The organism is Ruegeria sp. ABD4_443 (assembly GCF_056160865.1).
Window position 1 is genome coordinate 226314 of record NZ_JBSWYA010000003.1, and the last position, 12973, is coordinate 239286.

The 12973-nt window shown below is 61.5% G+C and carries 10 protein-coding genes; 9 read left to right on the forward strand and 1 reads right to left on the reverse strand.

Annotated elements, in window-relative coordinates:
* Window positions 1–79: 79 nt before the first annotated feature.
* The 8 genes from ACXAG8_RS08180 to ACXAG8_RS08215 all read left to right on the forward strand — a co-directional run bounded on the left by ACXAG8_RS08180 (window position 80) and on the right by ACXAG8_RS08215 (window position 10056).
* Window positions 80–1546 (forward strand): DUF4153 domain-containing protein, encoded by a 1467-nt coding sequence (locus ACXAG8_RS08180; protein WP_475223349.1) that lies wholly within the window; start codon window positions 80–82, stop codon window positions 1544–1546.
* Window positions 1524–2201 carry a response regulator transcription factor gene (locus tag ACXAG8_RS08185; protein ID WP_475223350.1) on the forward strand — a complete coding sequence of 226 codons (678 nt, stop codon included), beginning with the start codon at window positions 1524–1526 and terminating at the stop codon, window positions 2199–2201. Before ACXAG8_RS08180 ends, ACXAG8_RS08185 begins: the two co-directional genes overlap by 23 nt.
* Entirely contained in the window at window positions 2189–3157 is a 969-nt protein-coding gene (locus ACXAG8_RS08190; protein ID WP_475223352.1) for a HAMP domain-containing sensor histidine kinase, read from the forward strand. The genes ACXAG8_RS08185 and ACXAG8_RS08190 overlap by 13 nt, the downstream gene beginning before the upstream one ends.
* A 211-nt stretch (window positions 3158–3368) precedes the next feature.
* Window positions 3369–5582, forward strand: coding sequence for an NADP-dependent isocitrate dehydrogenase (locus tag ACXAG8_RS08195; protein WP_475223354.1), 2214 nt, complete (start codon window positions 3369–3371; stop codon window positions 5580–5582).
* A 405-nt stretch (window positions 5583–5987) separates the two neighbouring features.
* The gene (locus ACXAG8_RS08200) at window positions 5988–7310 is read left to right on the forward strand and encodes an SGNH/GDSL hydrolase family protein (RefSeq protein ID WP_475223355.1); all 1323 of its coding nucleotides are present in this window, start codon (window positions 5988–5990) and stop codon (window positions 7308–7310) included.
* A gap of 10 nt (window positions 7311–7320) precedes the next feature.
* Window positions 7321–8133, forward strand: a complete 813-nt coding sequence (locus ACXAG8_RS08205; protein ID WP_475223356.1) for a metallophosphoesterase family protein — start codon at window positions 7321–7323, stop codon at window positions 8131–8133.
* A 1-nt stretch (window position 8134) separates the two neighbouring features.
* The gene (locus ACXAG8_RS08210; RefSeq protein WP_475223357.1) at window positions 8135–9169 is read left to right on the forward strand and encodes an ATP-grasp domain-containing protein; all 1035 of its coding nucleotides are present in this window, start codon (window positions 8135–8137) and stop codon (window positions 9167–9169) included.
* Window positions 9166–10056, forward strand: a complete 891-nt coding sequence (locus ACXAG8_RS08215) for an NAD-dependent epimerase/dehydratase family protein (protein ID WP_475223358.1) — start codon at window positions 9166–9168, stop codon at window positions 10054–10056. The genes ACXAG8_RS08210 and ACXAG8_RS08215 overlap by 4 nt, the downstream gene beginning before the upstream one ends.
* 9 nt (window positions 10057–10065) lie before the next feature.
* On the opposite strand, the gene ACXAG8_RS08220 is transcribed toward ACXAG8_RS08215, so the two are convergent.
* Window positions 10066–11217, reverse strand: coding sequence for a hypothetical protein (locus ACXAG8_RS08220; RefSeq protein WP_475223359.1), 1152 nt, complete (start codon window positions 11215–11217; stop codon window positions 10066–10068).
* A gap of 314 nt (window positions 11218–11531) precedes the next feature.
* Between ACXAG8_RS08220 and ACXAG8_RS08225 the strand changes: the two genes are divergently transcribed.
* Entirely contained in the window at window positions 11532–12971 is a 1440-nt protein-coding gene (locus tag ACXAG8_RS08225) for a pectate lyase family protein (protein WP_475223360.1), read from the forward strand.
* Window positions 12972–12973: the final 2 nt, after the last annotated feature.

The window sequence follows — 12973 nt, forward strand, 5'->3', positions numbered from 1 at the left end:
CAATTCCTGCACATCCCGTGCGCGGTGAACTGCACCGGTTTCGACCAGAAATGCCGGGACAGAAAACAAGGAGCAGATCATGGGACAGTTTATCGTAAGGGGCATTCCGCAGTCGGTCCTGCAAGACAGCTGGTGGCTGGACATGCCCGAGAACCCGCCAAGCCCCAGGCAGGGCGGGTTCAGCCGCAATGGGCGACGGGGCATCGGGGCCTTGGCGGTGTTGGTTGCGCTGGCGGATGTTTTGTTTCTGGACCACGCGCCGGGCATTTCACTTGCGGTGTTTGCCCTGGCTGTGGCCGTGGCGGTTTGGGCGCTGTCAGCGCGTCGCGGGCGCAGCCAGGGGCCTGCGCTGTTGCTGGTGCTCAGCCTTTTGCCGGTGGTTGAATATGTTCAGGCCCTGTCGGTGGCGTTCCTGCTTGCGGGTTCGCTTGCCGCGTTGTGCTGGGCCTTGTCCGACGGGCCCGGCAGTGTCGGCGCCGCGATGCGCCGGTTTCTGGGGCTGTTCCCCACATTGACCCTGTTTCAGGTCATAAATGCGACCCGCAATATCCGCATGGAAAACCGGGCCGGGGTCAGGGTTCTGCACGCCTGGGCATTTCCCGTTGGCGGTGGCCTTGTTCTGGCGGGGTTGATGATTTCGGCCAACCCGGTCCTGTCCGACTGGGTCGACAGCCTGTGGCGGGTCGATCTGAGGCTGGACCGGGTTTTGTTCTGGTTTGGTGCGGCGATGATGATCTGGCCGATCCTGGCCGTCGCGCTTGAGCCCGGCTTGCTGGCGCCAAAAGCAGGGCCGCGCCGCGCCGCCCGGCCCGTGACCCTGGGGCTGAACGCGCAATCGGTTGCCAATGCGCTGATCCTGTTCAACCTGTTGCTGGCCGTTCAGACGGGGATGGACGTAGTCTTTCTTTGGAGTGGGGCTGATCTGCCCGCCGGGATGAGCCATGCCGAATATGCGCATCGCGGGGCCTATCCGCTGCTTGTTACCGCGCTGTTGGCGGGGGCATTTGCGCTGGCCGCGCGGCCATATCTGGACGAGCGCACGGGGCTGACCGGATGGATGATGCTGTGGCTTGGGCAGAACGTGCTTTTGGTGATCTCTTCCCTGTTGCGCCTGTCGTTGTATGTCCAGGCCTATGGCCTGACCTACCTGCGGGTGCATGCGGCAATCTGGTTGGGGCTGGTCGCGCTCGGCCTGTGCCTGATCGCCTGGCAAATCATACAGGGCAAATCGAACCGGTGGCTGCTGCTGCGGGTCGCGGCGCTGGGGGGTTTGGTGCTGTATGCCTGCTGTTTCGTGAATTTCGCGGCCCTGATCGCGCGCGAAAACCTGGTGCACCCGGCGCGCTATGACGCATATTATGTCTGCCAACTGGGCGAAATGGCGGCCGCCGAGATTGCGCAGGCCCCGCGCGCGGCAGGGTGCAGCCCGTCCGCACCGCATATCGGCAGTTGGCGGGAATGGGGGTTTCGTTCCGACCGGGTGATCCGTAACCTTGATGCGCAATGGCAATCGGAGGTCGGGCATGAAGATACTCGTCGTGGATGACGACCCGCGTCTGCGCGAGCTGGTCTCGATCACGCTGGAACGCGCGGGCCATCAGGTCGTGACCGCCCGCGACGGTCAGATGGCCCTGACCCATGCCCTGCGCGAAACGCCTGACCTGGTCGTTCTGGATGTGGGTCTGCCCGAATTGGATGGCCTGGAGGTCTGTCGCCGGTTGCGGGCGCGGTCGGATGTGCCGATCCTGTTCCTGACCGCCCGCGATGACGAGATCGACCGGATTCTGGGGTTGGAACTGGGGGCCGACGACTATGTCACCAAGCCCTTCAGCCCGCGCGAATTGGTGGCGCGGATCAAGGCCATTCTCAAACGCAGCGGGGCAGGGGGCGCGGCGAAGGTTCTGCGCCACGGCCCGCTCGAGCTGGATCCGGCGGGGCATGTGGTGCATGTAAAGGGCGCGCCCCTTGCGCTGACCGCGACCGAGCTGTCGATACTGCGTCGGTTGATGCAAACGCCGCAGTCGGTGGTGCCGCGCCCGCAACTGATCGACGCGATTTATGGCAGCGGCAGCCCGGTGTCGGATCGCACCCTGGACAGCCATCTGCGCAACCTGAGGCGCAAGCTGGGCGAACAGGGGTGCGAGAGCGCGATCCAGACGGTCCATGGCATCGGGTTGCGGATGGGGCCATGGCAGGACTGAAACGCAAATGGCGACCGTCGCTGGGTTTTGTCCTGGGCGGAGCGCTGGCGGGGACGCTGGTCCTGTCATTGCTGGGGCTGATCGCGTTGCGCTATCTTGGGCCGGAATTGGGGTTTCGGGGCGCCGCAATCCTGTTGGCCGCTGCAATCGGGCTGGCGACCGGCGTTTTGGGGGCGCTCCTGGTGCGTCTGCTGGTGCGGCCGATTTCGGCGCTGGCGGCCTATTCCGGGGCGGTGCGCGCAGGCGAGCCCGCCCAGCCGCCCGCCCATTACGGAACGCGCGAGCTTTCTCGGCTGGCAGGGTCAGTTCTGGATATGGCCGCCACTTTGCAGCGACGCGAAGCCTCGATCCGCAGCTTTTCCGATCATGTGACGCATGAACTGAAAACGCCGGTCACCGCGATCCGCGCGGCGGCGGAACTGATGCAGGACACACGTGATCTGACGGATGCAGATCAAAGGTTGCTGGCCCAGATCCTGGGCGCCAGCGATCAAATGCAAACGCAGCTGCGCGCCCTGGCGCAGGTGACCGCCGCGCGGACCCCGGACCATCACGGATCGACAACGCTGACGGCTCTGGCGCCGGAATTGCGCCAAGCCTTTCCCGAACTGGACCTGGAATTCGAAAACCCCGATCAGGACCTTCCGCTGGCGGCATCGGGGGTCAAGATCGTGCTGCTTCAGCTGCTGGACAATGCCGGGCGTCACGGGGCATCGCGCGTGACCCTGTCGGCCACGGCCAGCGGGCTGCAGGTGCAAGATGACGGGCCGGGCGTTTCTCCGGGCAACCGCGACCGGATATTTGCCCCCTTTTTCACCACCGCCCGCGAGGCCGGGGGGACAGGTATGGGGCTGACCATCGCCGCCAACCTTTTGGGGGCGCATGGCGCGGCGATCAGGCTGGCCCCGGACGCGCCGCCCGGCGCGCGGTTCGAAATTTCCTTTCCAACTGCCTGAAATCGCGCCGAACAGGTTTTTTTGTGCAAACTGGGTCAAAATGCGCGGCCCGACATGATTGATCCCAAGCCATTCGTGATTTAAGGGAGGCCTTGTCAAATCAGAGTCACCTGCGAAGCGGTAGAACCGTACTGCTTGTGACGTGCCGCAGCCCCGTGGCACATGCTCTTGGATCGCACGCCCCTGAAAGGCTTAAAAAAGGTAAGGGAACATGGCAGAAAAATCGAACTTCGACATATTGTATACCATTGTAGACGAAGCACCGGAGCTGGCCAGCGCCTCGTTCCTGCCCATCATTCGCAAATTCGCCGCGGCGGCAGGTGTCAGCGTCGGGACCAAGGACATTTCGCTGGCCGGACGCATCATTGCGACCTTCCCGGAAAACCTGACCGATGCGCAGCGTATTACCGATGATCTGGCCGCGCTGGGTGATCTGGTGAAAACCCCGGACGCCAATGTCATCAAACTGCCCAACATCTCGGCCTCGGTTCCGCAGCTGGTTGCGGCGGTCGAAGAACTGCAATCGCAGGGCTATGACATCCCGAACTATCCCGAAGAACCTTCGACCGACGAGGAAAAGGCGATCCGCGCGCGGTTCGATGCCATCAAGGGCTCGGCCGTGAACCCGGTTCTGCGCGAAGGCAACAGTGACCGTCGCGCGGCGCGGGCGGTCAAGAACTTTGCCCAGAAGAACCCGCATTCGATGGGGGAATGGTCCGCCGACAGCAAGACCAAGGTTTCGTCGATGCCGGGCAACGATTTCTATGCCAACGAGAAATCGGCAACCATCACCGCCGCTCAGGCCGGTGACGCCAAGATCGAATTCGTCGGCAAGGATGGCAGCGTTACCGTTCTGAAAGACGGCTGGCCGCTGGCCGAGGGCACCGTGGCCGATGCGACATTCATGTCGGTCAAGGCGCTGTCTTCTTTCCTGGCGGATGCGATCGAAGACACCCAAAAAGACGGCACCATGTTCTCGCTGCACATGAAGGCGACGATGATGAAGGTCAGCGACCCGATCATCTTTGGCTTTGCCGTCAAGGCATGGCTGGCCCCTGTGTTCGAGAAATTCGGCGCGGAACTGGATGCGCTGGGTGTGAACCCGAATTCCGGCCTGGGTGACCTGCTTGAGCGGGTCAAGGGCAATGCCGACATCGTCGCGGCCATCGATGCGATCAAGGGCGACCGTCCGGCAATGTACATGGTCGACAGCGATAAGGGCATCACCAACCTGCATGTCCCGTCGGATGTGATCATCGACGCCTCGATGCCTGCGGTGATCCGCGCGGGCGGCAAGGGCTGGGATGAAACCGGCGCCAAGGGCGACACGAACTGCGTGATCCCCGACCGTTGCTATGCGCCCGTCTATGATGAGGCGATCAATTTCTTCAAGGCCAATGGCGCGCTGAACCCCGCCACCGCCGGTGCCGTGGCCAATGTCGGCCTGATGGCCCAGAAGGCCGAAGAATACGGCAGCCACCCCACCACGTTCCAGGCCCCTGCGGACGGGACCATCCGCGTCGTGCTGGCCAATGGCGAAACGCTGCATTCGCATGACGTCGAAGCGGGTGACATCTGGCGTGCCTGCACCGTGAAAAAAGCCCCGATTGAAAACTGGATTCAGCTGGCCATGGATCGTCAGCGCCTGACCGGGACCGAGGCGATCTTCTGGCTGGACGCAAACCGTGCGCATGATGCCGAGCTGATCAAGTACGTCACTCCGGTGCTTGAGGCAGCGGGCGTGGCAGACAAGTTCCTGATCATGGCCCCGCGCGAAGCAACCCGCCAGTCGCTTGAGACCATCACCGCGGGCAAGGACAGCATCGCCATCACCGGCAACGTGCTGCGGGATTACCTGACCGACCTGTTCCCGATCCTCGAGTTGGGCACCTCGGCCAAGATGCTGTCGATCGTCAAACTGATGAATGGCGGCGGCCTGTTCGAAACCGGCGCCGGCGGCTCGGCACCGAAACACGTCCAGCAGCTGGTCGAGGAAAACCACCTGCGGTGGGACTCGATGGGTGAGTTCTGCGCCCTGGGTGAATCGCTCAACTTCCTTGCCGATAGCCAAGGCAACGCCAAGGCAGGTGTTCTGGGTGCCGCAGCCGAGGCGGCAACGCAGGGCATTCTGGACAACAACCGTTCGCCCAGCCGCAAGGTGGGTCAGCCCGACAACCGCGACAGCCACTATTGGTTTGCACGCTATTGGGCCGAAGCGCTGGCCGCACAGGGTGATGACGCCGGATTGGCGGCTGAATTTGCCCCGGTCGCAGCCGAACTGGCCAGCAAGGAACAGCAGATCCTGTCTGAACTGGCAGCAGCGCAAGGTGCGGCGGCGGATCTGGGTGGATACTATCACACCGACCCGGCCAAAGCCGCGCAGGTCATGCGCCCCAGTGCAACGCTGAACGCGATCATCGGGTAACCGAACGACAAGGCCCGGCCGTAAAACCGGCCGGGCCTTTCAATTTTACCGCGACCAAGAATTTCACCGGCCCCCGGCCGCGCCCCGAACCGGTTTTCATTGCATTTCCCGTAACTTGTGATAACACGAGCCATGTTGGTTCGTATCATTTTAAGTTTTTGGTCATGAGTATTCCACGAACGGGTCATGCGTTTGCGACGGCACCCAGAGCCTGCCCGGGCCGGGTTGTCTTTCACGACACTGACGTTACGCAATTGGCGGGCCGTTTTGTGGCCTCCGTCATTGTAATGACACGAAGAATCTCGAACTATTGTCTGCAACATCTTCCCGAGGCGGAAGAGTAACACCCTGACGCCTGCGCTTTCTCTGCGCGGGTCAAAGGGCGTTTGCCAAAAGGATGTTAAGATGGGGAATACGAGGAAAGGCGGTGGTGCCGCGACGGTATTGTGCGTGCTGCCCGCGCTCTACCTGATCGCGATTGTCGCCTATGCGCTGATGAATTCCGCCGAATACGCATCGGGCACCGCGCGGTTGGCGCGGTATGTCGTGGTACCCGGCCTTCTGGGGCTCGGGCTGCTTTTTGCCGCGCTGCGGATGGGCCAGGAAAATCGTTTGGTTGTCGGCATTTGCGCCTCATCGCTGTTGGCGGCCCTGTTCGGGTTCGAAGCTTACCTGACGGTCAAATCCCTGCCGGGTCGGTTGGGAATGGTCGGCATCGTGGGCGAAGGGCAAGAGACCGATCGGTTTAGGCAGAACATCCCGCCAACCTATACCGTCAAGCGCCTGAATAACGAACGCGGCCTGACGTCGATGGATGCCGCCATGCTGTCGCCCCTGACAGGCAGCGACATTTTCCTGTGCGCGTTGAACGGGCGGCCGGTGTCCTATTCGCCTGACCGCTATGGTTTCCGCAATCCCGACGCGGTGCATGACCGGCCAACCGAGATTCTGTTGCTAGGGGATTCCTTTGCCGAAGGGTTCTGCCTGGAAGAGGGCGACGACCTGGCCAGCAAACTGCGCAATCATGTGCCGGGGTTGATCAATACCGGGCATCGCGGTGCCGGACCAATGTACGAGCTGGCAATCCTGGGCCGCTATGGGCCCAAGTTCCGGCCCGATGTCACTGTCATGGTGTTTTTCTCGGGCAATGACTGGAAGAACCTGGGCCGCGAACAGAATATGCCGTGGCTGGCAACCGCGCTGGACCCGGATACAGATTTTGGCCCGATTGACCGTTCGGACCCCGAAATCGACATTGCGCGGGACAAGTTCGCGCAATGGTGGGGTGGAACCACGCTGTCCTGGCGCGACTATCTGCGCAAGCAGCGGGTCGTGCGCAACTTTTTCGCATTGCAGAAAACGGCCGAGATCCTGGGCCTGCATTACCCCAAGGCGGCGGACCCGCTGCCGGTCTACGACGACGTTCTGAAACGGGCCGCTCAGATCGTTGGGCAATGGGAAGGTGAACTGGTCGTGGTGTTCATTCCGCCCGTCAGCCGCTATGTCGGTGTGTTGCCGCAGGACTTTGTCCACGACCCGTTGCGCAACCATGTCAAAAAGGCAGCCGATGCTGCCGGGCTTCAGGTCATCGACCTGACCGAGGTTTTCGAAGCGCAGGACAACCCCCGGTCCCTCTATGCGCCCGACGCGCATTTCAACGCCAAAGGTTCGGCGGTTGCAGCCGATGCAATCGTGGGGGTTCTGCGCGACCGGAACCTTGTCAAATAGGGGCGCGAGAATGGAACCGCAAAAGGCCAGTACAGACAAGAGCGTCCAGACCATCGCTGTCCTGTCCGATATTCACGGCAATGCCGATGCGCTGGCTGCGGCGATTGCCCAGATGGACCGCTCGGCGCCCGACCTTATCGTTGTTCTGGGTGATCTTCTGACCTATGGGGTGCAGCCGCACGCGGTTCTGGACGCGGTCGACCGGCTGGCGGCGCGGGGCAATTGCGTTTTCATCAGCGGCAATCACGATCAGTTCTATTTCGACCTGGACCGTGGCGCGCCCGATTTCTATGCGTCGATCCCGGAATTCGTTCTGGAATCGGTGCGCTGGACCCATGACCAGCTGTCGGATGCACCGGCGCTGGCGGAGCGGTACCCGTGGCAAGCGCGCCATGCGCTTGACGACATTCTGTTTTCCCATGCCAACCCCTATGACTACGGCGACTGGTCCTATGTCTCGAAACCCGACCAATGGGCGGATGCCGCCGAAACCCTGCGCGCGCAGGGCTACGGCATCGGCATCTTTGGCCATTCGCACCGTGCCTTTGCGGTATCGGTTGACCCTCAGGGCGCGGCGACGCCGGTCGAGCTGAACCAGTGGTTCACGCCAAGGCCCGACAGTGTACTGATCGCGAACCCCGGAACAATCGGTCAGCCGCGCGGCACCGGGTTCAGTTACCTGATGATCTACCGCGATGGTCCGAAAATCAGATTTGACCTTCCCAAGATCGATTTCGATCGGGCAAGGTTCTGCAAGGCTATAGAAAACGCCGACCTGTCCGCAGGCACCAGGGAAAAGCTTGTATCGTTTATGGAGAAGTGAATTGATCACGGTATTGGTAACAGGGGCAGGCGGCGGCGTCGGCCAGGGGATCATAAAATCGCTCAGGCTGATTTCGGATTTGCCGCTGCGGATCATCGGGGCGGACATGGCGGCGCAGTCGGCGGGTCTTTATGCCTGTGACAAGGTGTACCTGGTCGAAGGGTGCCGGTCGCCGACATACCTGGATTCGCTGGCCCGGATATTCGAGGCTGAAAAGGTCGATTACTATATTCCCGGCACGGATATCGAACTGGCGCTGTGCGCCAAACATCGCGACGAGATCGCCCGCGATTTTGGCACCCGCGTGGTCGTCAACCCGCTTGAGGCCGTCCTGATCGCCGATGACAAGGCGCGGACAGCCGCGTTTCTTGCTGAAAATGGCCTGCCCTATCCAAAAACCTGGCCGATGACCGAGGCGCTGACCCTGGACGATCTTCCCTATCCGGTCATTGCCAAGCCCGCCGTCGGATTCCGGTCGATCGGTGTCGAAAAGGTCGGCTCGGCGCAAGAGCTTGCGGCCTATCCTGGTGATCCGGAACTGACCATCGTGCAGGAACTGATCGGTGATGACACCCGTGAATTCACCTGTACGATCGTCGGGGTGAACGGGCATTTGTCCCCGGTTCTGGCCCTGCGCCGCACATTGCGGTCCGGCGATACCTATCGCGCATTTCCCGAACGCAATGCGGATGTCGAGGCCTATGTCACGGCCATTGCCGCGAAACTGGGGGTCGAAGGCGCATGCAATTTCCAGCTGCGGCTGGGGTCCGACGGTGTTCCGAAAGTGTTCGAGATCAACGCGCGGTTTTCCGGCACGACGCCGTTTTGTTCGCAGCTTGGGTTCAACCCGGTCGAGTTCTACATCAAGCATGATCAGGGCATCGGTTATGCACCGGAAATCGCCTGGGACCGCGCCGTTCTGCGATATTGGAGCGAGCTTGTTTTGCCGCGCGCGGCGCTGGATCAATTGCAGTCAACGGGTGAGCTTGCGCCCGAGCCCGGCGCGCAGTTCAGCCTGTATGGCGCGGGGTCATGAAAGTCGCGCTGACCGGCGGCAGCGGTTTGCTGGGCCGGCATTTATGTGCCCTGTTGTCCTCTCGCGGGATTGCGCAGGCGCGGATTGACCGCGCCGATTGGGACTTGCGCGACTGGAACAGCGACGCAAGGTTCGACACGGTGACCGATGGTGCAGATGTGTTCGTGCATTGTGCGGCCCTGATCCCCGGCGGTCACAGCGCCGACCCCAGCGCTGCATCGCGGGACCTGTATGACATCAATGTCAGGGCCACCGTGAATATTGCGCAATGGGCAGCGCGCCGGGATATGCACCTGATTTTTGTATCCAGCGGGTCCGTATACAGCGACCCCCACGCGACCGCGATACCCGAGACCGCACCGGTTGGACCGGGGCCGCTGGGCGGTGAATATGCAGCCACCAAGCGGATGGCGGAAATGGCGGTGGTGGAACTGGCTGTGTCGGCGGGGTTGCAGGCCACGATCCTGCGCCCTTCGTCGCTGTACGGATATGGTTTGCCGCAGGACAAATTCCTGATCCGCATGCTGGCCGATGCCGAGGCGGGCGCGCCGGTAACAGTGACCGGCCCCGATAACAGTATCGACTTTGTTCATGCCCATGACCTGAGCCGAGCGATCGTGCAGGCGGCCGAACACCGCGCAACCGGGGTATACAATATCGCCGGTGGCGGCGCGGTTCGGCTGCAGGACCTCGGCCAGACTATTGTCGCGCTTGGAACCGGCCAGCCGGGGCGCTTGATCATCCATCCGGGCAATGAGGCGCCGTTTACGCGGTTCGCCCTGGATGACAGCGCCGCGCGCGCCGCGTTTGGTTACAGCCCGGCCCTGTCCTTGCGGACCGGGTTGGAAATGACGCGTGGCCGGGCGGTCAATCCGCCCGCGCGCTGACCTGCCCGGTCAGTTGGTCAGGCTGGGCTCGGGGCAGGATACATTGTCCGGGGCAAACTGCATCTGGTCCACAAAGCTTTGTTCGATGTCGAACGTGCCTAGCCCGAGGTCTTGCAGATACCCGGCGACGGTCGAGGCAACGACATAATTGCCGATTTCCTGCAAGTGATGATCGGGGCTGCCGAACAGGTCGGTTACCGGTACGTCCATCCGGTCTGCAGCAGCCTGGATAGATGGTGCAAGATCGAACCAGGTGAATCCGTCGGCGTTTGCGGCCTGGTCAATCAGCCCCCGCACGGCGTCGCTGTACCCGACCGGGTCCGACCGGAAGGTCACGTAGTCTTCGCCGACGAATTCCGAGATGCTGGGCAGAGAAAACACGATCAACTGCGCGCCATTTGCCTGAACCGCATTGTTGAGGTCGCTCAGCGATGTCAGGAACAGGTCCGTTTCGGTTTCGGTTGGTTGCGACGGATACAGGTCCTGGTTCATCAGCATTGATTTGAAACGCATCATCAGCTTGCCGACATACAACGTCGCGACCTTGCGCATGACCTTGTTCGCAAAGGTCCCCCGCTGGCCCAGCGGCACGGGGTTTTCCTGCCATTTGCTGAACGTGACATTGTCGATCAGGTCGTTGCTGTTGAACACGAACAGCAAAACCGTGTCATGCGCATAGTTGCCCTGGAATTCCTGATAGGTCGCGCCGTGTTGCAACGTGCCATGCCCGCCAGTGCCCAGGTTCATGAACTGGTTGTCTGCTGACCAGCGGCTGAGAAAGGCAGGAATGGTCTCGGTCTCGTCGGACAGGGTGCCGCGAATGAAGGAATCCCCCAGGACCGGAACAGGCGCTTTGCCGTCTTGTGGCTCGGCAGGGCCTCGGAACCCAAGCTCGTTATAGGTATGATAGGACGCGATATCGTTGCGGTATTCGAAATAGGATTGCTGCGGGCGTTCGCGCGAGAAAACCCGTTCGTTCGCATCCAGCCGGTTGGGTCCACCGGTGCAGAAATAGACGCCCTGGCTTTGCAGCGGCACATTAGCAATCTTCCGGCTGGCATGTGGTTCAAGGTTAAGCGGGTCGAAGACCCGCAGGAATACCTCGATGCAGATCAGCCCGATAACGCAGCTGAACAAGACCAGGAACACGTTTTTGAGCACTGAGAACCACCCCTATTCATATGGTGTGCTTGATAGAAACCTAGATGTCGGTGGCCTGCGAGGCAACGCAAAGCTGCACCTGAAAAGATAGATGTTGCCTACACTGCATGCCTTGTCAGCACCAGCCCTGCCAGACCGGGGCGGGCGGGGGCCGCCGGACCTGGCACCAAAGCGGCGATCGGGGATCGGCAAGGATCGGCAGAAGGTGAATTAAGCATTTGGTGTCGCGGGGAAAACTTGGCATTATGCGGGGCGGGCCCATCCGCGCAAGCGATGCGATGGGCCCCCTGTTTGCCTTGGGTTTTGAGAGTGTCATGCGTTTTTCGAATTGTTCCCTTTCACGATACAATCACTGGATTTTTGCCGGTTTTCTGGGCGCATTGCTGACCGGTCCGGCTTGGGCGGAAAACCAGGGCGACACGGATGTCGCCTTTCCCGGTGCGCAAGGCTATGGCAAATATGCAACCGGATGGCGCGGCGGCGAGATCCGCTACGTCACCAGCATTGCTGATTCCGGCCCCGGCAGCCTGCGCGACTGTGTTCAGCACGATACGGCCGGACGGGTCTGCGTGTTTGCCGTGTCAGGCACGATCGAGGTCGATGAACAGATCAGGGTCTCGCCCAACACGTATATTGCCGGTCAAACCGCGCCCGGTCTGGGCGTGCAGCTCAAGGTGGGCAAGGTTGGCACCTCGGCGCTGATGATCTTTGAATCTCATGACGTTTTGCTGCGCTATATGAAATTCCGGCCCGGCCCCAGCCTGACCCGGTCGCCCTCGGTGGATGGGCTGATCATCGAAAGCAGCTCGAACGTCTATATCGACCATGCGTCCATCGCCTTTGGTGTTGACGAAAATATCAGCATCGGCACCGAAAAGATGGGCAGCGTGGATATTACCATCGCCAATACGATTGCCGCGTTCGGGCTGGACAAATCCTCGCATAATGAACGGCGCCATTCGAAAGGGGCGCTGATCTGCGCCAAGGACGGCCCGAATTCCGATTGCGGGCGGATCACACTGGTTGCGAACCTGTTTGCCCATAACAGGGACCGCAACCCCGATATTTCCGCGACGCCAGAGGGGCCTGTGGATGTCGTCAACAACGTGATTTACGATGCGACCTCGCAGTTTGGCGAATTCCGCAACCTGTATGGTCACAGCTGGATCAACTATGTCGGCAATGTCATCCTGCCGGGTCCCAGCACCCGGGACCGCAACCGCCCTGCCGCGATCGAGGCTTTTCCGGTCGAGCCGGGCAACAAGCTTGAGATTTACGAACACGACAACCTGTATCTGGACAATCGGCTGGACATATTGTGCGACCGCTCGGTCAAGGGGCGTATCGTCGACGAGGATGCGGTGAAGCAACTGGTCGACAGCCCGGCCTTTGACCTGTCGGTGGACCCGCGCCCGGCGTCGGATGTGCTGGATCACGTGCTGAACACGGTTGGCGCCCGGTTCGGACCGGACGGAGAACTGGACAGCCTGGACCGGCTGGTGATCGAAAATGTCCTTCGATGCGACGGTCACCGGATTGACCACCCCGACGAGGTCGGCGGCTGGCCGGACCTGCCCGAGCTGCGTGTCGAGAACGACCGCGACCTGGACGGGATGCCCGATGACTGGGAAACCGCGCGCGATGGGCTGGACCCTGACGATCCAACGGATGCGTGGCAGGACCGCGACGATGATGGCTGGTCGAACCTTGAGGAATACCTGAGTGTCCTGGCCGGGGATATTCAGGCCCAATAGGG